The 20,784-nt window shown below is 42.4% G+C and carries 16 protein-coding genes; 8 read left to right on the forward strand and 8 right to left on the reverse strand.

The annotated features are described in order from the left end of the window. Nucleotides 1-53: 53 nt before the first annotated feature. The gene (locus ACY3FQ_RS01715; RefSeq protein ID WP_279741347.1) at nucleotides 54-515 is read right to left on the reverse strand and encodes a DMT family transporter; all 462 of its coding nucleotides are present in this window, start codon (nucleotides 513-515) and stop codon (nucleotides 54-56) included. Between the two features lie 124 nt (nucleotides 516-639). Between ACY3FQ_RS01715 and hemW the strand changes: the two genes are divergently transcribed. Next, entirely contained in the window at nucleotides 640-1,794 is a 1,155-nt protein-coding gene (gene hemW, locus ACY3FQ_RS01720) for a radical SAM family heme chaperone HemW (RefSeq protein ID WP_279741345.1), read from the forward strand. Nucleotides 1,795-2,106: 312 nt separating this feature from the next. Continuing rightward, nucleotides 2,107-2,613, forward strand: a complete 507-nt coding sequence (locus tag ACY3FQ_RS01725) for a hypothetical protein (protein ID WP_279741343.1) — start codon at nucleotides 2,107-2,109, stop codon at nucleotides 2,611-2,613. A 160-nt stretch (nucleotides 2,614-2,773) separates the two neighbouring features. Here the strand turns inward: ACY3FQ_RS01725 and ACY3FQ_RS01730 are convergent, their stop codons facing one another. Further along, the gene (locus tag ACY3FQ_RS01730; protein WP_236769223.1) at nucleotides 2,774-3,151 is read right to left on the reverse strand and encodes a hypothetical protein; all 378 of its coding nucleotides are present in this window, start codon (nucleotides 3,149-3,151) and stop codon (nucleotides 2,774-2,776) included. A gap of 500 nt (nucleotides 3,152-3,651) precedes the next feature. Between ACY3FQ_RS01730 and hchA the strand changes: the two genes are divergently transcribed. After that, nucleotides 3,652-4,521: a glyoxalase III HchA gene (gene hchA / locus ACY3FQ_RS01735; protein WP_279741340.1), complete on the forward strand. Its 870-nt coding sequence runs from the start codon at nucleotides 3,652-3,654 to the stop codon at nucleotides 4,519-4,521. A 125-nt stretch (nucleotides 4,522-4,646) separates the two neighbouring features. On the opposite strand, the gene ACY3FQ_RS01740 is transcribed toward hchA, so the two are convergent. Continuing rightward, nucleotides 4,647-5,408: a substrate-binding domain-containing protein gene (locus ACY3FQ_RS01740; RefSeq protein ID WP_489773539.1), complete on the reverse strand. Its 762-nt coding sequence runs from the start codon at nucleotides 5,406-5,408 to the stop codon at nucleotides 4,647-4,649. A gap of 210 nt (nucleotides 5,409-5,618) precedes the next feature. Further along, on the reverse strand, nucleotides 5,619-7,442 hold the full coding sequence (locus tag ACY3FQ_RS01745; protein WP_279741336.1) for an acyl-CoA dehydrogenase C-terminal domain-containing protein: 1,824 nt from the start codon (nucleotides 7,440-7,442) through the stop codon (nucleotides 5,619-5,621). A 231-nt stretch (nucleotides 7,443-7,673) separates the two neighbouring features. Between ACY3FQ_RS01745 and ACY3FQ_RS01750 the strand changes: the two genes are divergently transcribed. Then, nucleotides 7,674-10,103 (forward strand): hypothetical protein, encoded by a 2,430-nt coding sequence (locus ACY3FQ_RS01750; protein ID WP_489773540.1) that lies wholly within the window; start codon nucleotides 7,674-7,676, stop codon nucleotides 10,101-10,103. 42 nt (nucleotides 10,104-10,145) lie between these two features. Here the strand turns inward: ACY3FQ_RS01750 and aroE are convergent, their stop codons facing one another. The 3 genes from aroE to hemF form a co-directional block, all read right to left on the reverse strand. Next, nucleotides 10,146-10,934: a shikimate dehydrogenase gene (gene aroE, locus ACY3FQ_RS01755; RefSeq protein WP_279741332.1), complete on the reverse strand. Its 789-nt coding sequence runs from the start codon at nucleotides 10,932-10,934 to the stop codon at nucleotides 10,146-10,148. Nucleotides 10,935-11,033: 99 nt separating this feature from the next. Beyond that, complete coding sequence (locus tag ACY3FQ_RS01760) at nucleotides 11,034-11,240, reverse strand: hypothetical protein (protein WP_010327619.1); 207 nt, start codon at nucleotides 11,238-11,240, stop codon at nucleotides 11,034-11,036. Between the two features lie 285 nt (nucleotides 11,241-11,525). Further along, nucleotides 11,526-12,467: an oxygen-dependent coproporphyrinogen oxidase gene (gene hemF / locus ACY3FQ_RS01765; protein ID WP_279741330.1), complete on the reverse strand. Its 942-nt coding sequence runs from the start codon at nucleotides 12,465-12,467 to the stop codon at nucleotides 11,526-11,528. 268 nt (nucleotides 12,468-12,735) lie between these two features. Here hemF and hemN point away from each other — a divergent pair, with 268 nt between their 5' ends. After that, nucleotides 12,736-14,100 carry an oxygen-independent coproporphyrinogen III oxidase gene (hemN, locus tag ACY3FQ_RS01770; protein WP_236769269.1) on the forward strand — a complete coding sequence of 455 codons (1,365 nt, stop codon included), beginning with the start codon at nucleotides 12,736-12,738 and terminating at the stop codon, nucleotides 14,098-14,100. A gap of 60 nt (nucleotides 14,101-14,160) precedes the next feature. On the opposite strand, the gene ribA is transcribed toward hemN, so the two are convergent. Then, entirely contained in the window at nucleotides 14,161-14,763 is a 603-nt protein-coding gene (gene ribA / locus ACY3FQ_RS01775) for a GTP cyclohydrolase II (RefSeq protein WP_058870370.1), read from the reverse strand. A gap of 305 nt (nucleotides 14,764-15,068) precedes the next feature. On the opposite strand from ribA, the gene dxs reads away from it, so the two are divergent. The 3 genes from dxs (at nucleotide 15,069) to ACY3FQ_RS01790 (ending at nucleotide 20,612) form a co-directional block, all read left to right on the forward strand. Next, nucleotides 15,069-16,970, forward strand: coding sequence for a 1-deoxy-D-xylulose-5-phosphate synthase (dxs, locus tag ACY3FQ_RS01780; protein ID WP_224468199.1), 1,902 nt, complete (start codon nucleotides 15,069-15,071; stop codon nucleotides 16,968-16,970). A 116-nt stretch (nucleotides 16,971-17,086) separates the two neighbouring features. Further along, nucleotides 17,087-17,917, forward strand: coding sequence for an inositol monophosphatase family protein (locus tag ACY3FQ_RS01785; RefSeq protein WP_004691373.1), 831 nt, complete (start codon nucleotides 17,087-17,089; stop codon nucleotides 17,915-17,917). A 787-nt stretch (nucleotides 17,918-18,704) separates the two neighbouring features. Further along, complete coding sequence (locus ACY3FQ_RS01790) at nucleotides 18,705-20,612, forward strand: DEAD/DEAH box helicase (protein ID WP_126035166.1); 1,908 nt, start codon at nucleotides 18,705-18,707, stop codon at nucleotides 20,610-20,612. The last annotated feature ends 172 nt before the right edge of the window (nucleotides 20,613-20,784 follow it).

Below are 20,784 nucleotides of genomic sequence, written 5' to 3' on the forward strand. Positions count from 1 at the left end.
TGTAGTCGACACAAAAATTACTCATATTCATCATGTGCTTGGTCTAAATAAATTCAGCGTTGTAAAGTGAGAAGCACACCAATAAAAATTACGACGCCACCAAGTAAACGCTGCCAATTAACAGGCGTTTTTTCGGTACCAAGTAGACCATAGTGGTCAAAAATCATTGAAGTCAGGATTTGTCCAAAAATGACTAAGCCTGAAAACGTGAGAAAGCCTAATTGAGGCGCAGTATAGATGCTTATACTGATGGCATAAACCCCTAGGCATCCGCCGAGCCATAAGTACCAAGGAATATTGGAAAAAGCATGTAACTGTGGTTTGTCGACAGGCTGCAACAAAACTAAAAGCGCTAACACACAGGTTCCAACGAAAAAGGATAACAGTGCAGCTTGCAGGGGGGAGTATAGATATTCTCGGAGTTGTGTATTCAGTGCAGTTTGAAAGGTCATAGCAATACCAATACCGAAAGCAAGCGGTAACATAAACAGCAATTGGCTCGATATTTTCATCATTTTAAACCATTCATTCTTCTTGTCTTTTTATCAGTCTAATCCAAATAGACACAGATTTCATAAGTGTCTTGATGCAGTCATGTTAAAATATGCAAGATTACCGCTGTGCTTTAGAGTCTCTTCCTTGACTGATTTACATCCTGCAAATATTCCGTTGTCTTTATATATTCATATGCCGTGGTGTGTGCGTAAGTGTCCCTATTGCGACTTCAACTCGCATGCGGTGCCAGATGGCAAACTGTCTTTAGATTTAGAGCAAGAATATTTACATGCTTTGGTGGAAGACTTTAAAACTCAACTCGAGTTTGCTCAAGGGCGTCATATTCATAGTGTGTTTATTGGGGGCGGAACACCGTCTCTCATTTCAGCACAAGGCTATCAATGGTTATTTGTGCAGTTGAAAGCACTGCTGCCTTTTGAAGCGGATTGTGAAATTACCTTAGAAGCCAATCCGGGTACAGTGGAACATGACCCTTTTGCCGATTATTTAGCGGCAGGTATCAATCGGTTGTCGATAGGGGTTCAAAGTTTTAATACTGAACATTTGACCAAGTTGGGACGAATTCACAGTAACGCCGATGCGATTTCTGCGATTGGTCTTGCGCGTGATGCAGGCTTTCAGCGAATTAATGTCGACCTCATGCATGGTTTACCTGAGCAAACTTTAGAACAAGCTTTACTGGATTTAAAGCTGGCCGTAGACAATGGTGCAACGCATATTTCATGGTATCAACTCACGATTGAACCCAATACCGTGTTCTTTAGAACCAAGCCTGTCTTACCTGTGGACGAGGTGCTTGAAGAGATTCAAGCCCAAGGTGAAGCTTATTTAAAAGCGCAGGGCTTTATTAATTATGAAGTTTCGGCATGGCGTAAAGAGCAGCCTTCCGCGCATAATTTGAATTACTGGCAGTTTGGCGACTATTTAGCGATAGGGGCAGGTGCACATGCCAAAGTGACCCAGCCAGATGGGGTCTATCGGTTCCAGAAAACTCGTTTACCCAAAGACTATTTGGCTAAAGTCCCTGCGGAGCATGTGCAGTTTAAGCGGATTGAAGCCGACGAACTTCCATTTGAATTTATGATGAATGCTTTGCGTTTAAATGATGGGGTTGCAGTTGAATATTATGCGCAGCGTACAGGTTTGAATCTGGATAGTTTGGCTGAAACGTTAGACTCACTACGCAGTCGAAAATTAATGGTGGATGATGCCATGCGCTTAGCATGTACCGAGCAAGGGCATGTATTTTTAAACTCAGTGTTGGAAGAATTTATCTAAATTTTATAAAGCCATGCTTGTGTGAGTTGCCATCATGGCTTTGAATTTGGCTCAAAAGCGATACATGCGCTGTGGAATTTCTATAAAAATTCTAATTTTTGATATTTTTTATAAGATATAGATTTATATAATAAAAATTGTTTTACTGTTATTGATTGTAAGACCTATAAATCAGCACGGCACAGTCTTCATTTCGTAGTCGGCTAAGATATGTGAGAAAAAATAGAAGACATGAAATTGGGGGAACGAATATCACGGCCTTCAGTAAGAATCTTCATTTAATTAAAAAACTGAGAATTTGGGTATTCAAGCATGGCAAGAGTTTATACAAAGATCGGCGATATTTTTTCTGTAGACTTAGAGCATGGCACGAAGAAATATTTTCAACTTATTGCTTATGATCAAACACAACTGAATAGTGATGTGATTAGGGCATTTAAAACTGAGTATCCATGTGGACCTCACCCTGACATATCGGATATTGTTCATGGTGAGGTCGAGTTTTATGCCCACTGTGTGACGAGATGGGGAGTAAAAATGGATCTGTGGACTAAAATTGGCAAGAGTACGGAGCTTGGAGATATTTCTAAAATTCTATTTAGAGATTCAATAGATTATGGTGCGAAAGTAGGAGAGGAAACAATAAAAATATCTCAAAACTGGTATGTATGGCACATCAATGATGATCAATTTACTTATGTTGGAGAGTTAGAGGGGGAAAACCGTAAAGCCGAAATAGGGGTGGTTGTGAACCCTTTTGATATAGTGAAACGTATAAAAACAGGGTATTACGATTTCGTATATCCACAATTTGAATAGATATTTTCTTTTAAGTTCACTTAAGTTTTAGCTTAAATATTAAACAATATAAAGCTTACGATTCAATCCCACTTTTTACATAAAGTCTCATTCAAAGCCCAATCTGTGATTATTGTTTCATGTATCTATATTGTTTTGATTTAAAAAATGACTGGATGATTTAATCATCATAGATCAGATCATCTTCATGCACATTGATAAAGTCAGGTTGCGGATTTGTATCAAATTGAACCGCAGAAATGGACTCTTTGCCTAGAATTTTTGCTTTTCCCACTCTGTGCATACCATCCATTAATCGGCCTTGAGCACATAAAATGATGGGATAAGCTAAATCTGCCTCTAGAATGAGTTGCATATGCGCAATAATGTCTTGAGTGGTTGGGTGAGTATCTGGATACCAATAAGCTTCGTCTAATTCCTTGATGTCTGATAGCGGAACTTGTCTGACTTGAAAAGATTGAGTGAGTTCGACCAAGCGATCGACATCCCAAATATGGGTATCGTTTTCAACTTTTCTAAAATGATATTGCTTTCTCATCAGGATTAAACCCAGCTAAAATACACAAGAATTAAAACATAAAGTCTCAAAGAATACTTGTGTGTGAAATTAAGCGAGTTAATAATCATCAGACATTAAATAGCCAGTTATTTTTGATTCAGCCGCTAATGAATAGCGTTGATTCATTTGTACGAATTAGCTTACATTAATTCCCTCTTTTTGCGCCTATACGTCTGCCTGTAAGTTTTCTAATATAGAACCATAGAGAGCAGGATGCTCCAATAGAATAACAATAAAGATCAGCTCAAGGACGAAAGTACGACAGGAGTCATACCTCAGCACTTAATACGAAAAACCCCGACAGGATGTCGGGGTTTTTTATTGTCCAAATGTTTATCTTGTCATATAGGCAAGCTTATATTTACATCTTAAAACAGAGCCACTTTGAAACTTTGTTATGCTGAATAAATGAGCTGTAATACAGAACTCTAGGTTTCGTAAAACTGAAAATAACCAAGCAATAATAAAGGAGAATCAGCATGGCACAGACCAGCCAAGACCGTAATCCAAGCCCTGATTTAGCTGAAGATAATGCATTCTTTCCATCGCCTTATTCACTTTCCCAATACACCGCCAGTAAAACCGACTTCGATGGAACCGACTATCCAACACCCTATATTGGGCATAAAAAAGTTTTGATGGTCGCAAGCGATGAGCGTTATCTACTGATGAAAAATGGCAAGTTCTTCTCCACAGGCAACCATCCAGTAGAAACTTTACTGCCTATGTATCATTTAGATCGCGCAGGCTTTGACATTGATATTGCTACGTTATCCGGCAATCCCGTTAAACTTGAAATGTGGGCGATGCCCCATGAAGATGCTGTCGTGCCTGCAACATTTCAAAAATACTTAGCCCAATTTAAGAAACCCTTAAAACTGGCAGATGTACTGAAAAACAGTTTAGGTGATGACTCTCCCTATTTGGTCGTTCTTATTCCCGGTGGGCATGGTGCTTTGATTGGTTTACCTCAAAGTGAAGACTTAAAAACCTTACTGAAGTGGGCGGTGGCAAAAGATAAATTTGTCATTTCGCTGTGTCATGGGCCAGCAGGCTTATTGGCTGCCGCATTTAATGAAGCCCCTGAAAATTATATTTTTAAAGCGTACAAAATGTGTGTTTTCCCCGATGCACTCGATCAAGGGACCAACTTAGAAATTGGCTATATGCCGGGGGAGTTACCATGGTTACTGGCAGATCGCTTAGAAAAGTTGGGTGTTGAAGTGGTCAATAAAGAGATGTCGGGACAGTGTATTCAAGACCGTAAGCTAATTACAGGAGATAGTCCTTTGGCATCGAATACCTTGGGTAAAATGGCAGCACAAGCGCTTTTGGCCGAGGTTCAGTAATTATTGTTTTCTGAAATCAAGAGCGCCGTGGCGCTCTTTTTTATGTCCAATTTACTTGTTAAAAGTTCTAGTATTTAAGATTGGAAACTGATCTTTTATGTGGAAAAAAGATTAAAATTAAGCACTCATTTGTTCCAACCATACTGTTTAAAAATCGCACTGCCTTGAGCAGAACTTAAAAACGTAATAAAACTTTTCGCTTCAGGATTTTTTAGACTGTGTTGTGTCAGGGCGATACCTGCATCACGGTAAATCACCAGTTCAGGTTCGATCGGAATAATTTGCCCAATGTCTGGATTACTGACCCCCCAAATATTAAACACTAACCATGCATCATAGCTGCTGTCCGCTTCCCATGCTTTTTTCGCTGCGCCTGTATTGGGTGCATACATGGCGATATTTTTACGGAATGATTTTGTGAGCTGAATGTTGCCTGTTCTACCTGCAATATCTTCCCACATACCCACTTGGCCTGCGCCATGGGTGACCAAAACTTTGGTGTTTGGCTTGCTTAGGTCTTTAAATCCTTGAATATGTTTAGGATTGCCTTTTCTGACTAAAATGGCAGCAGGGCGTAAGTAGAGTGGCTCAATTGAGTCCTTTACGATTTTGTTGGCAAATACGCTTTCAAAATCAGACATCATGGCTTCCGAACCGCTATAGATGACGTCTGCATCGAGTTTGGCTTTGTCGGCCCATTGTGAAGTAGGACCAGCGGTTACATGGACATCTATCCCTGTCTTATTTTTAAATTGTTTCGCTGCTTCATGCATCGCTGGTGCTGGCCCACCTGGACCATAAACATTGATTGCCGCAATAGTGTCCATTGATAAAAAGCCCAGCATGAGCGGAAAGATATAGTAGCTCAGCTTATACATTTTTAACATTGTTATTTCCTTTATTGATATTTAAACGCTAATCATATTTGTTATTCTGATGTAATTGAATATTTATATTATTTTTTTTGTTAAATGATTTTTGCAATATGTGAAAGAGAACAGCAGCAACTATGAAGTTGCAGGTTTATGGAAATATAAGGTCGAACAAGAAATAAAAAGAGCGCCTAGGCGCTCTTTTTATCGGTCTAATACTGTTAATTAGTAGTCAAAGCTAAAGTGTTCAGGTGCTAAAGAAGTCATGGTTTTTGAAGGATTGACCATTGCTTCAGCATGTCCTTGGGTCCGTGGCAATAAACGTTCGAAGTAGAAGTCAGCGACTTTAATTTTCGCTTTATAGAATTCAGCAGATTCTTTGCCATCACCAGAAGCCAATTTTTCTGAAGCCACAGCCGCTTGTTGTGCCCAGAAATACGCCATCATCACATAGCCTGAGAACATCAAGAAATCGACAGAAGCTGAAGATACCACGTCACGGTCTTTACGAGCTGCTAGCATAATACGAACAGTTAAGGCATTCCACTGCGCACATACTTTGGTTAAGTCCCATGCAAAACGACGCATGTATTTATTACGTGCCTGTTGACCACAGAATTTTAAAATTTCAGTGGTGTAGTCACGAATTACTTTACCTTTAGAGGTCAGAAGTACTTTACGACCAATTAAGTCAAGTGCTTGAACACCTGTTGTGCCTTCATACAGTGTCGCAATGCGTGCATCACGTGCAATCTGCTCCATACCCCATTCTTTAATGTAGCCATGACCACCGTAAATTTGCATACCGTGGTTTGCAGCTTCCAAGCCCAATTCAGTTAAGAAGCCTTTTAAAATTGGGGTATAGAATCCTAAGTGATCATCATGTGCTTCAAATGCAGCAGTATCGCCACGTTCAAGCGCATCTGCCATTTTGTCGGCAATTTGCGCTGCGTAATAAATCATTGAGCGACCGCCTTCAGCAATCGCTTTTTGTGTTAGCAACATACGGCGAACGTCAGCGTGATGAATAATGGCATCCGCCACTTTTTCAGGGTCTTTCTTGCCAGAAAGTGCACGCATCGACATACGTTCTTTGGCATATGGAAGTGCACCTTGGAATGAAAGCTCAGCATGTGCTATACCTTGAATGGCAGTACCGATACGTGCGGTGTTCATGAAGGTGAACATGGCATGTAAGCCTTTGTTTGGCTCACCAATCAAGTAACCGACAGCATTATCAAAGTTCAATACTGCGGTTGCAGAAGCACGAATCCCCATCTTATGTTCAATTGAACCACAGGTCACAGGGTTACGTTCACCAAGGCTGCTGTCTGCATTGACCAAGAATTTAGGCACAATGAACAGAGAAATCCCTTTGGTGCCTGCAGGTGCATCTGGAAGACGAGCAAGTACGATGTGAATGATGTTTTCAGTTAAATCTTGTTCACCTGCAGAGATGAAGATTTTGGTGCCTGAGATGTTATAAGTGCCATCGGCATTTAATTCTGCTTTGGTCTTTACTTGACCTAAGTCGGTGCCACACTGAGGTTCAGTTAAACACATGGTACCAGACCATGTACCTGCCACTAAGTTCGGCATGTACAGATTTTTCTGTTCGTCTGTACCAAACTGTAAAATGGTGTTCATACAGCCGATGCTTAAACCTGGGTACATTTGGAAAGACCAGTTTGCTGTGCCCATCATTTCCGATTTAATTAGGTTTAATGATTGTGGCAGGTTCTGACCGCCAAACTCTTCAGGGAAAGACAAACCTTGCCAGCCACCTTGGACAAACTGGTCATAAGCTTCTTTGAAGCCTTTTGGTGTTTTCACTTCACCATTGTCGAAGGTACAACCTTCTTCATCGCCCGATTGGTTTAAAGGAGATAAAATATTTTCACAAAAATCTGCTGCGCCTTCTAAGATCATATCTACCGTATCAGCGTCGGCAGCTTCACCATTCGATAGAGTTTGATAATGTGCAGGATAGTCCAGCACTTCATTCATTAAGAAGCGAATATCATGTAAGGGAGCTTTATATGCAGGCATGTGTGTAATCCTAATTTAGAAATAGTATTGGATTATTTAAATCGATCATTTCATTATTCATACATCGTATCAAAATACATTGATAGATCCGACTTGAGAAAATGTCAGAAAGGCGAATTGGTAGATAAAATCATCAATCTAAAAAGACAGTTCTGTTACACTGACTCGGTGGTCTTTTGATCATGTACTTTTTTAATAAACTATAATTAACTCAGGTTTTCAGCAAGTATTATGCGCTTAAAATATATAACACTTTGTTTATTGGGTTTGAGTATCAGTGGGTGTACTCAGCATGTCATTAAATCCAATGCCTCTTCAGATCAGCAGCTCGGGCAACAAGCCACGCATGGTCTTAATGCCATGTTTGAAAATGCCAGCTATGATTTTAAAGGTCAGTTCTCTATTCAATCTGACTTTAATTTTAATGAGTCCAAGCCAAATACTCAGTCAAATTCCAAGTCCAATGTTCAGTCAAATGGGGCGAACTTAGATCCAGAGTTGAAAAAACAATTAGATCAACTATTAAAAAATCAAAAGATTTCCTTTACCGCCAAAGAAAAACAAGCCCTATATGATGCACTTGCGCGTGAACAAAATCCGTATGCATCGTTGTATGGCAGTGGTGAATCACGTTCTGCTAAGGTTCAAATCGCAGAATCTTTGGTAAATTTACTCAATGACTTACAATTTAGTTATCAGGGCTCTGTGCATTTCCGTCAAAAATTGGCAGCATTGACTTTGCAGTTAAGTTATCAAAAACCAACCTTACAAGTGCAAGCACAGTTGCCGATGGTGGTTGATTTTAATGACTATAAATTTTACACCAACTACTTTGCCTTTATGCCGTTTATGGTAAACCGTGAAAGTCAGGATCGCTTTGCCTATATTGACTTTTCTAAGCATAAAGACGCATTCGGTCATATTGATTTTAAAAAGTTTGCAGAATATTTAAAGCAAATGAATGCACTGCCATATGCTTTGGCAGAGCCAAATCAAGTGCATAGTGTTGATTTAAGCAAGTCAGAAAAAGAAGCAGGCCTAAGCAAAAAAATTCGCTATATGGGTGACTTAGAAACAGCACAAGTACAATTGGGCTTGTTTGAATACGTCAATAAACTGCACTATACCCAGCAGATACAAGCTTTTGATGCTGAGCGTCTGATTGAGGATGCTGCAAAAACACCAAGCGCAGCGGAAGATGCAATGCAGGCGGCGAAAGAAGCAGAGATTGCTGCAAGTAGCGCAAGTGAAGACCCAGCCTATGATTCACTCGAACGTGTCAGTCATTTGGTGAACCAAAAAATGCAGAACTTGAGTGGTTATGGGCAGAGCGATGAACAAGACATTGTTGTAGATGCCGCTGCCGATGCTACGGTTGATGCAGCAGCAGATGTGGCTTATGCGCAGGCCGCGACAGAAGATGCTGATGAGACAGCAACTGAAGTGACTGCTTCTGCAGCACCAAATACGCTATCTGAAGAAGCTTGCGATGCGCTCATCAACAGCAAGAACATTCCTATTGGTAAAGTGACCGCATGCCGTGATTATCAAGATATTGATGTACTTGCACCTAAAGTAACCAATGAATCTATAGATGAAGAGACTTTTGGACAAGCAGCGACCAATGTTTTGGAAGAGTTGAAACCACTCTTTAGCGCGTATCAAACAGAGCAACTGGTAGAGGCACAGAGCTTTAAACAACTTTGGCAAAAACATCAGGCTGAAATTACACCGATCATGGCACAGCTGGGTAGCGAGCGTTCACCGTTTGTGATGGATGTTGGACTCGACCAAAAAGGTCGTGCGCAAAACATGGATTACAACATTGTGATTAGCGATGAGCAAATTGGTAAGCTACAAATTAAGAGCACCAATCAGGTGTTTAATTATGGCAGTGCGACCGCCATTGACCGTCAAGCTTTAAGAAATGCCAAATCGATTGAGGAAGTGTCTAAAGGTTCACTGCTGGAAAATGTAGTGAAAGGCATGCTGGGTCCGTTAGGTGCTGATTCATCAAGTGCAGAGAGCGCATCATCAAGCACGACAGCGTTACCTAAGGCTATTTCAGATTATTACCAGCAGGCAGCGCAGCAAAGCTATGCACGTCAGCATTCTGAAGTCAAAGCCTATCAAGCAGTATTTGCTTTGATGTTTGCCGCACAGCGTCCAGAATATATTCGTTACTATAGCTCAGCGACCATCAATGAAATTTCAGAAGTGTATGCCTATGAGTTCATGGATGTTGCAGAGCCGAAGGGTGCAGCACTTAAACGTCTGACTCAGTTACGTCAAAAACATGCTTTACAACATGAACAAGACTTTGATGAGCTGGGAGAAAGTATCACCAATATCGTTAATGATGCGTTGGAAAATGTACAAGAAAATCAGCATTGGAAGGATTTGGCGAAGAAATACAAAACCAAGCAAGCGGTCTTTGCTCAGGTCTATCAAGACAAATTTACCGATACCTATGAAATTGAGCCAGAGCAGATTGCATATTTGACTCAGTCTGCACAAGTCTTTGCTAAAGCATTTGCAGATGACTTAAAAGGTCAATTGACAGAAAAATCGTTACAAGGTTTGAAGCTTGAACATGACGACTTCTTTAGCGACTCGACCTATTACGAGACCTATAAAGCTGTACAGAAACACATGAACTAATCTGAAAAAAAGAACCTCTGCGGAGGTTCTTTTTTTTTTAGTTTATAAAAAATCTTTCAGGTTTGGTTTGATACCATTCCAAATCGAAAAAGATTCAATCGCCTGGCCCACGAGCATGCCGTAGCCTTCAGAGGTGGGTACGCCGCGAATTTTGGCTTGATCTAAAAAAGTCGAGGGTTTGCCATAGGCCATTTCATAAGCATGTTGAAATTGCAGAGCTTCAGGCAGAATTAAGGCATCGCCACTTAGGCTGGCAGAGGTTGCATTAATCACCAAGTCAAACTGACCTTCGAGTGCATCTAAGCCGATGGCTTGCAATGTCGCTTGCGGTACAGCTGTTTTTAAGTCACTCACCAGTTGCTCTGCACGGGCAAGAGTACGATTGGCAATCACAATTTTCTTCACCCCTGCTTGGACCAGTGGATAAATGACGCCGCGAGTTGCACCACCTGCACCGATGATCAGTACATCAGTCTGGTCTAAGCTCCAGTCCAACGCACGAATGGCATCTACTAATCCTTGTCCATCGGTGTTGTCACCATGTAATTGACCATCGACCATCCACAGCGTATTGACTGCTTTTGCGATTTTAGCGCGTTCAGTGAGGACTGCGCAGGCGGCAAAGGCTTGTTCTTTAAACGGGACCGTAACATTAAGACCAATGCCACCCTGTGAGAAAAATTCTTGGATGTTGGCGAGGAAGCCATCGAGCGGTGCAAGACGTTTACTATAGTTGAGGTCGAGCCCCATTTTTTGTGCAAACGCATGGTGAAGTTCAGGTGAGCGAGACTGCTCAATCGGGTTGCCAATGACAGCGAATTGTTTGCTCATCGCACCAAATCCATGTGAGAAATGCTGTTCAATATACGGCAAATTACACGCAGGCTAAAGCGTTCAGTGTTTTTTTATCAACAGTGAAAAGAAAGGCGATTATGGGTTACAGATGCTGTGAATCGCATCAAACAATAATTTTGCTGCGGTCAGGGTTAAGCCGATACCTGCAAATACGGTGATGCTGATGGATGCATTGTCATTAAACGCACTTTCAGAAAAAATAGTGGTACTGATCGAGCTTAGCAACACAATAGCAAAGCAGAAAAGAACCATGGTGGTCGAGCTAACTCTTTTTGCGAACATGTTTGGGACCTCGGAGAACAGCAAAGGAGGATACTAAATATTGATGTCATTAAAATGAATACATTGAAAATGACTTAATTTAGCTTACGGTTTATGCGAACTTAAAGAACCCAATTGCTGTTTTAAACCTGTGACAATGCTTTAATAAATGCAAAGAAATGACGCTTTGTGTAGTGGTCATTCTACGGGGAATTGATCGGGAAATATATAAAATTTAATGTATAAGCTGCCCTAATCTAGTGAAAAGGGCATGCGTAGAGGGTATAGAATTGTAAGCCTGTGTGTCTATTTGAGTAGCTTGAGCCAATCTTGCGGTTTTAGGTAAAAGTCGGTCAGTTTTTTCTCAGCGGAATCGGCCTCCCATTCAGGTCGATATGACCAACCAGCCAAATTTGGCAAGCTCACTAAAATCGATTCAATCCGCCCCCCTGTTTGTAAACCAAAAAGTGTGCCGCGGTCATAGACCAAGTTATATTCGACATAACGACCACGACGATAGATTTGAAAGTCGCGTTGCGCCTCGCTATAAGGCTTGTCTTGGTTGTGCTGGAAGATTGGAAGAATGGCGTTGAGGTAGCCATTGCCGACTGCTTGAATATATTGGAAACAGGTTTCAAAGTCCCATTGATTGAGATCGTCAAAGAACAGTCCACCGACGCCACGTTGTTCGTCGCGGTGTTTTAAATAGAAGTAGTCATCACACCATTGTTTATGTTCGGCGTAGACTTCAGTGCCAAAGGGAGCACATAAGTCATGCGCCGTCTGATGCCATGACAGCACATCTTCATCATTTGGGTAAAATGGGGTGAGATCGAAGCCCCCCCCAAACCACCAAATTGGGTCTTGGCCTTCTTTTTCAGCCACAAACAAGCGCACATTGGCATGTGAAGTCGGGACATTCGGATTTTTCGGATGGATCACCAAAGAAACACCCAAGGCCTGTGCTTTGGCACCTGCAATTTGCGGATGGCGCTCAGTCGCTGAAGCGGGGAGTTTAGAAATGTTGATGTGTGAGAACATCACTCCGCCTTTTTCAATCACTGTGCCATTTTGCAGCACGCGTGAACGACCACCACCGCCTTCAGGACGCTTCCAATCATCTATTTCAAACTGAGCAGTCCCGCCACCAGCACGTTCTTGTTGTTCAAGTGCGGCACAAATACGAGCCTGTAAGTCGAGGAGAAATTCGCGAACGCGTTGGATATCCGCAGACGTTGGGTGCTGCATGAAAAGCCTCATGGGAAAAGATGAAAACTGCTTACATCAAAACATAAAACAGCAAAAAGATTAAGAATATTTTCCGGAGAGTCCTACTGCAGCATTCGATGTCGTGAAGCAAGTTAAAAATGAAAATGCTGCCATGTGAAAAATAACCTGACCAATTCGCTAGGTTGAATTCTGATTCTAAGCTCAGCAGAATAACCACAGTACAGACCTGAGTTTGGCGATGCAGAATAGTCTGCATCTTCTGAGTGCGGAAGAGCTGATGGTAAATATGCGCGATTCATTGATTCAAAAATACAATGTTCCTGGTCCACGTTATACCAGTTATCCAACGGTGCCGTATTGGGAAGAGGCGCAGTTTTCTTTAGAGCAATGGAAACAGACGCTGAAAACATCGTTTGCTGAATCGAATTCGACTGAAGGCATAAGTTTGTATATTCATCTGCCTTTTTGCGAAAGTCTCTGTACTTTTTGTGGTTGCCACAAACGCGTGACCAAAAAGCATGAGATGGAGCAGCCCTATATTCAGGCGGTTTTAAAGGAATGGTCTCTTTATTGTGAATGGCTTGAAGAAAAGCCGCGCATTAAAGAAATTCATTTGGGTGGAGGAACGCCCACTTTCTTTTCTCCAGCACATTTAACTCAGTTAATTGAAGGCATCCTTGCGCAAGCAGAGATTGCCGAGCAGTATGAGTTTAGCTTTGAAGGGCATCCGAACAATACCACACGGGAGCATTTGCAAGCCTTGTATGACTTGGGCTTTCGCCGTGTTAGTTATGGGGTACAGGATTATAATGAAACCGTACAAAAAGCCATTCATCGGATACAGCCTTTTGAACATGTCGAGCAAGTGACACAGTGGGCACGTGAAATAGGCTATAGCTCAATTTCACATGATTTGGTCTTTGGTTTGCCTTTTCAAAACCTAGATGATGTGCTCAATACCATTGATCAAACCAATCGTTTACGTCCAGACCGTTTGGCATTTTATAGTTATGCGCATGTGCCATGGATCAAAGGCAATGGGCAACGTGGTTTTAAAGACCATGATGTGCCGAAAGATGAAATAAAACGTCAGTGCTACGAAGAAGGGAAGAATAAACTGCTTGCACAGGGATATCATGAAATTGGTATGGATCATTTTGCTTTAGAAAGTGACGCGATGTACCAATCATTTCAGTCAGGCACTCTGCATCGCAATTTTATGGGCTACACCGCATCAAAAACCCAAGTGATGATAGGTTTAGGTATCTCATCCATCAGCGACAGTTGGTATAGCTTTGCGCAAAATGAAAAAAAACTCGAAGATTATTATGCGCGACTGGAAAACAATGAAATTCCCGTCTATCGCGGGCATATTTTGAATGCTGAAGATCTGATGATTCGTCGGCACATTTTAAATTTGATGTGTAGCTTTCAGACGTCATGGACAGAACCAGATATGCAATTTCCGGAATTGGCTGAGGTCTTGGGACAACTGGAAGAAATGCAGGATGATGGTTTATTGAAGATTGGGCCACACAGTATACGGGTGACTGAGCAGGGCAAAGCCTTTATACGCAATATTTGTATGGCGTTCGATTTGCATTTAAAACGTCGTCGACCCGAGAGCCGTATTTTCTCTATGACCATTTAATCTGATTGAAGTGCTCTAAGCCGGCCTTTTTCAAGCAGGCTTAGAGTATGTTTTCAAATTTTAAAAATCATCTTTCTTGTACAAGTGCGCCATGCGTTCATGCTTGGTCTTTAAATATTCTTCATTGAAAGGATTTAAACCGACCGTCAAAGGTACACGATCCACCACATTGATCCCTTGCTCTTGCAGTGCTGCAATCTTCAATGGATTATTAGTAATCAAACGGACCTGTTGAATATTCAAATGATCCAACATAATGCTGACCATGTCATAACGACGTGCATCGGCAGGGAGGTTGAGCATGAGGTTGGCATCGACCGTGTCATGTCCTTGATCTTGTAGCGCATAAGCACGAATTTTATTGGTCAGTCCAATGCCACGACCTTCTTGGCGCAAATACAGAATCACGCCTTGCCCAGCTTCATTGATCAGTTTTTGTGTGGCTTGCAATTGTGGACCACAGTCACACTTCAGTGACGCAAACGCATCGCCCGTGAGACATTCGGAATGAACACGGACTAAAACGGGTTCTGTGATTGGCTGATCCAAACCTTTTGAGAGTGCAACATGTTCTTCACCGGTCTTAGGATCTTGAAATACGGTGATGTTAAACTCACCAAAAGCAGTCGGTAAACGGGATGTAGCAACAAATTCAATAGGCACAGCTAAACCTGTAAATAGTTCAGAAATTGGCTAAAGTATAGCGTAATGCATCGACATTGGTAGAATTGCATCCATGAATTTATGCAGAAGATTTTCTTTTTTGTATAAAGCGAACGATAATAGTTGATAAATAGTAAGATTATTCAGGATAATCACCTGCACTAAACGAACACCCAGTGAGAGCACTGCTCAAAACTGCATCGCTAGAAATATGGCTGATTGAAGGTGATAGCATTCGACGATATGATCGAATTACCCATTTGACCTAGCTAGATTTGCCAGGCTTTAGAAGGCTTTGCCATATTATGTTGTATACAGAAATACCAGCTCATCGCCCTGTAACACCGTTGTTGGATACGATTGATCATCCTCAACAACTTCGCTCGCTTGAGCAAAGTCAATTAGCACAAGTGGCAGACGAGCTACGTCAATTTATTCTGTATGCCGCAGGACAAAGTGGGGGACACTTTGGTGCAAACCTCGGTGTAGTCGAGCTCACCGTGGCATTACATTATTGCTTTAACACGCCGAATGACCGCTTAATTTGGGATGTCGGTCATCAAGCCTATCCGCATAAAGCTTTGACTGGGCGTCGTGAACAGCTCACGACGATTCGTGCCAAAGATGGTTTAGCTGCCTTTCCTGCGCGTGATGAATCGGTGTTTGATACCTTTGGAGTCGGACATTCTTCGACTGCGATTTCAGCAGGTCTAGGTATGGCGCTGGCACGTCGTTATCAAAACAATCCATGTGAAGTGGTCGCGATCATTGGCGATGGGGCGATGACAGCGGGTATGGCCTTTGAAGCTATGAACGATGCAGTCGCGCATGATGCGGACCTGATGGTGGTGCTGAATGACAACGATATGTCGATTTCATGCAGCACAGGTGGTTTTGCTAAACATTTGGCTTCGATTTGGGAAAGTGGTCAGTCCATTAATATTTCAGCAGATGGCGAAGCTTATGTGCAGCCACACCCTGAATGGACCTATAACTCACGCTTACACAGTGCAGCGACAGATGCGGCTGACAACGTATTCAAAGCGATTGGTTTTGATTACTTTGGGCCTTTTGATGGGCACGATGTCGAACAGTTGACACAAGTCTTTACCGCATTAAAAAAACGTAAAGGGCCACGTTTAATTCATGTCTATACCAAAAAAGGCAAAGGCTTTGCACCTGCTGAAGCTGACCAAATCAAATATCACGCGATTACAAAAATAAATGCCAAGTCTGCTCCGCAAACGGCGCCCAAATATTCAGATGTCTTTGGTCAATGGTTATGTGATGAAGCCGCACAAGATGACCGCTTACTGGCGATTACCCCTGCCATGTGCGAAGGCTCAGGGATGGTGGGTTTTGCCAAACAGTATCCACAGCGCTTTTTTGATGTCGCGATTGCAGAACAGCATGCTGTAACTTTGGCGGCGGGTATGGCATGTGAAGGCTTAAAACCTGTGGTGGCCATTTACTCGACTTTCTTGCAGCGCGGCTATGATCAATTGATTCATGATGTGGCCCTGCAAAATCTAGATGTTACCTTTGGTATCGACCGTGCAGGTTTAGTGGGTGAAGATGGCCCGACTCATGCTGGGGCCTATGACTATGCCTTTATGCGCACTGTGCCGAACCTTGTGATTATGGCGCCAAAAGACGAAAATGAATGTCGTCAAATGTTGCATACCGCTTATTTATACAATGGTCCTGCCGCAGTGCGTTACCCGCGTGGCAATGGTTTGGGTGTTGAAATTCAACAACAGATGACCCCGATGGAAATTGGTCAGGCTGAAATTGTAGCGAGCTTTAATGATGCCCAAGACGACGTTATTAGCATTCTCGCTTTTGGTAGTCGTGTTCAGGCCGCAGTAGAGGCAGCACAGAAATTGGCTGAACAAGATTTAGCGGTTCGTGTGGTGAATATGCGCTTTGTTAAACCGCTTGATGAAAAGATGATAGCGACTTTAGCACCATCAACGGCTTTATTCGTTACGGTTGAAGAACATGCGGTGATGGCGGGTGCGGGCAGTGCGGTCAATGAATATCTGGCACAAGCTCAAATCGTGAAACCGATGTTAAATCTCGGATTAGCGGATACATTCATGCATCAAGCGACTCATGCGCAAATGTTGCATCAGGCAGGACTAGATGCAGAAGGCATTGAAAGTTCGGTGCGCCAGGCATGGTCAAAACTTGTACATATGGTTTAAGCGCCGTTTTTAAATTTTAGAAACATTTTTTCCCTAAAAGCCCCGATCTTTGATAAGATGCGCGGGCTTTTATGCATTATTCTTTATCAATATCTTCAAATTGTAGTGGGTGTTCAATGGAACCTATGGTGGTGATGGCTGCGCGTGCGGCTCAATTAGTCGGTCAAGAGCTTTTAAAAGCGCATCAAAATCGTCATAAGCTCGATCTACAAGTCGAAGAAAAAGGAATTGATGGTCCTGTAACGCGTGTAGACCGTTATTTGGAACAATTGGCTATCGATACCCTACGTAAAAGCTATAAAAATCACAGCTTCCTTGGTGAAGAGTTTGGTTTTCAAGAAGGTAAAGGTCACGACGCAGATTGGTGTTGGATCATCGACCCACTTGATGGAACTCTAAACTTCATTAATGGTGTTCCTCACTTCTGTATCTCTATTGCAGTTCAACATAAAGGCATTACTCAACACGGTGTTATTTACGACCCTGTGAAAGATGAGTTGTTCTCTGCAAGTCGTGGTCGTGGTGCCATGATGAACCAACGTCGTATTCGTGTAAATGTGAAAGACAGTCTTGAAAATACATTCATGTCTGTGGGTCATGCTTACCGTGCAAAACGTAATGGCGAAGTGATTTCTTATGCAAAAAATCATTTTGATTCATTGTTAAATGTGACTGAAGCTGGCGCGCAATACCGTCGTACAGGTTCTGCAGCATTAGATTTGGCATATGTGGCAGCAGGTCGTTTCGATGCGTACTTCGAACTCGGCTTAAAGCCTTGGGATATCGCAGCTGGCGAGTTGATCGTGAAAGAAGCGGGCGGCACAGTGGTTGATGCACGTGGTGGTAGCGAATCTATGGAAAATGGCCAAGTACTGGCATGTTCTATGAAAATGTTGAAACCTCTGATGAAAGCAGTTGTACCTGCTTGGGGTGAGGCTGCTAAGTAATAGCATGCAGATCGTGTTTTAAGACATTGAAAAAGCCCTCATAAGAGGGCTTTTTCTTTGATGAGACATGAAAAAAGTAAAGGCTTTGTAGTTGAATTATTTTATGGCTTTGCCCTCTATAGATGGTAAAACATAGCCTGTGCCAGATTCTGATCACCTCTTGATGAAGATCACTCTATCTCAGAAATAAAGTGGGTTAAAATTAGCTAGGGCATAGACACCTATTTAAGCTTGTTGTGTGTAATGTTCATTACAGGTCAGATAGCATGTCAAATCACGGCAGCATTAGAACAAGAGTTCGAGCAATGAATTTCAGCTCATGCTAGATCAGTTGAGCAAAGAGCAAAGAGCAAAGAGCAAAGAGCAAAGAGCAAAGAGCAAAGAATACTATTCAATATTTTTCTAGATGGTCAAAAAAATAAAGCGAAAACCTGCATTTATTCAATCTTTGAGGAAAATATTGTATCAATTTCACGAAAAGAGGTGACTTTTAAAAATATCCTGCTATACTCCGCCCACGCACTAAATTTCGTTCATTACCTGAACATTCTCTTCTATCATTGTGTATGCGCGTCCGGTCCAAAGAGAGGACATTATTTCGCGCCCCACCCAATCGCTTAAGCGATTCCTTCAGGTTGCGGCTGTAATCAAATGTGCGTTATACGCATCGTCGTTCTCGGATCGCCGCTGATTCTATATTTTCAGCGATTATTGCTGTGCCGCTTTTTGCCGATGTCCATCAGACCATATATTTAATGGAGCACCCATTTTTCGGGTGAAATACTCTATGAGCAAAACTTTTGCTGATTTTCCTTTACATGAATCGTTACAACAAGCTTTACAAAGCTTAGGTTTTACTTCTCCTACGCCTGTACAGGAACAATCGATTCCTGCAGCTTTAGAAGGTAAAGACCTTTTAGTATCTAGCCAAACAGGTTCAGGTAAAACTGCAGCGTTCTTACTTCCAACGTTAAACGCACTTGCAGCCCAAGAGACTTTCGTTCCGTTCAAAGAACGTATGAAAGCAATTACTCAACCAAATATTTTGGTTCTTTGCCCAACTCGTGAGTTAGCGCAGCAAGTAAGCCAAGACGCGATTGGTTTTGTCCGTCACATGAAAGGTGCACGTATTGCAGCAATCATGGGTGGTATGCCTTTTGGTAAACAAATTCAACAGTTAAAAGGTGCACAGGTTGTTGTTGCGACTCCAGGTCGTTTACTTGACCTTGTAAACCGTCGTCAAATTAAATTAGACCAAGTTGATGCGCTTATTGTTGACGAAGCAGACCGTATGCTTGATCTAGGTTTCTCTGAAGACTTAGAAGCAATTAGCGATCTTGCTGCAAACCGTAAACAGACTTTAATGTTCTCTGCAACATTTGCTGGTCGTATCATTACACTTGCTGAACGCATGATGAATGATCCACAACGTATTGCAATCGAAACTGGTCACTCTACGAATACTGACATCACTCAGACTTTACACTGGACTGATGGCTTTGAGCACAAGAAAAAATTACTAACGCATTGGTTAAGTGCTGAAGATGTAGATCAAGCTGTTGTCTTTGCTTCTACTCAAGAAGACACCGATATGTTGGCTGAAGAACTTGCTGAAGCAGGTTTATCAGTTGTAGCACTTCATGGTGCTATGCCACAAACTGTGCGTAACCGTCGTTTACGTAGCATCCGTGAAGGTCGTGCAAAAATTTTAGTTGCAACCGACGTTGCTGCACGTGGTCTTGACGTACCAACTATTTCACACGTAATCAACTTCGGTCTTCCAATGAAGAACGAAGACTATGTACACCGTATTGGTCGTACAGGTCGTGCGGGTCGTACTGGTAAAGCAATCACTTTAGCAACTTACCGTGAACGCGGTAAAATCCGTGCTTTAGAAGATTTCTTAGATGCGCGTTTGAATGTATCTGAAATTGAAGGCCTTGAGCCATCTCCACCTCCTGCACGCGGTAGTCGTGATGGCGGCGGTCGTGGTCGTGATGGCGGCGGTCGTGGTCGCGGTGGTTTCGGTGGTCGCGATGGCGGCGGTCGTGCTCGTTTCGAAGGTGAGTCTAACTTTAAACGTCGTGAAGGTGGTGATGACCGTCCACGTCGTAGCTACGATGACAAACCTCGTGGTGATCGTCCATCATTTGGTGGTGAAGATCGTCCACGTCGTGAGTTTAATAATGATCGTCCACGTCGTGAAGGCGGTTTCGGTGATCGTCCACAACGTTCTTTTGATGACCGTCCAAAACGTGATTTTGGTGATCGTCCAGCGCCACGTCGTGAAGGCGGTTTCGGTGATCGTCCGCAACGTTCTTTTGATGATCGTCCAAAGCGCGAATTCAACTCTGATCGTCCACGTCGCGAAGGCGGTTTCAACGATAAGCCACGTTTTGACTCGAATGATGACAACCGCGGTAACCGTGTAGACTACAAACCACGTCGTGAAGGTTCTTTTGGTGACCGTCCAAAACGTGATTTTGGTGATCGTCCAGCGCCACGTCGTGAAGGTGGTTTTGGTGACCGTCCACAACGTTCTTTTGGTGATGACCGTCCAAAACGTACTTTCGGTGGTGAAGACCGTCCGAAGCGTACTTTTGGTGGTGAAGACCGTCCGAAGCGTGAATTTAATTCAGATCGTCCACGTACTGAAGGTGGTTTTGACCGCCCACGTCGTAAGTTTAACGACTAATTCTGAATGAATAAAAAAACCAGTGGAAACACTGGTTTTTTTTGTCTACGGCTGTAAAAAAATAAATTAAAATGTATACTGAGTCATATTTTAATTGTATTGATAATAATGATGCACAATAATGAGGTTGAATCAATCGCCACACTTTCTGACGTGAAAGAGGTCAATATGG

Source organism: Acinetobacter sp. AB03 (assembly GCF_058107045.1).